The 598-nt window shown below is 78.3% G+C and carries 1 pseudogene; it reads right to left on the bottom strand.

The annotated features are described in order from the left end of the window. Window positions 1–598: pseudogene (locus IH45_RS1000000150740) on the bottom strand (hypothetical protein); the annotation flags it as partial.

A 598-nucleotide genomic window follows, 5' to 3' on the forward strand; every position in this document is an offset into this window, starting at 1 on the left:
CCGCGACGACGACCGCGGCGGCTACCGCCGCGACGACCGCGGCCCGCGCCGGGACGACGACCGTGGCGGTTTCCGCCGCGATGACCGCCGTGACGACCGCCCGCGCGGCCCCCGCCGTGACGACGACCGCGGCAGCTTCCGCCGTGACGACGACCGCGGCCCGCGTCGTGACGACCGCCGCGATGACCGCGGTGGCTTCCGTCGCGACGACCGTGGCCCCCGTCGCGACGACGACCGTGGCGGCTTCCGCCGCGACAACGACCGCGGTGGCTTCCGTAGGGACGACGACCGCGGTCCGCGCCGCGACGACCGCCGTGACGACCGCGCACCCCGTCGTGATGACCGCCGTGACGATCGCCGTGATGACCGGGGCGGCTTCCGCCGCGACGACCGTGACCGCGGTGGCTTCCGCCGGGACGACGATCGTGGCGGTTTCCGTCGCGATGACCGCCGCGATGACCGCCCGCGCGGCCCCCGCCGGGACGACGACCGCGGCGGCTACCCGCGCGACGAGCGCGCTCCGCGCCGCGAGGGCGACCGCGGTGGCTTCCGCCGTGACGACCGCCCCGGTTTCTCGCGCGACGACCGCGCGCCCCGC

The organism is Streptomyces rimosus subsp. rimosus, from assembly GCF_000720725.1.
Classification (GTDB): Bacteria; Actinomycetota; Actinomycetes; order Streptomycetales; family Streptomycetaceae; genus Streptomyces; species Streptomyces rimosus_A.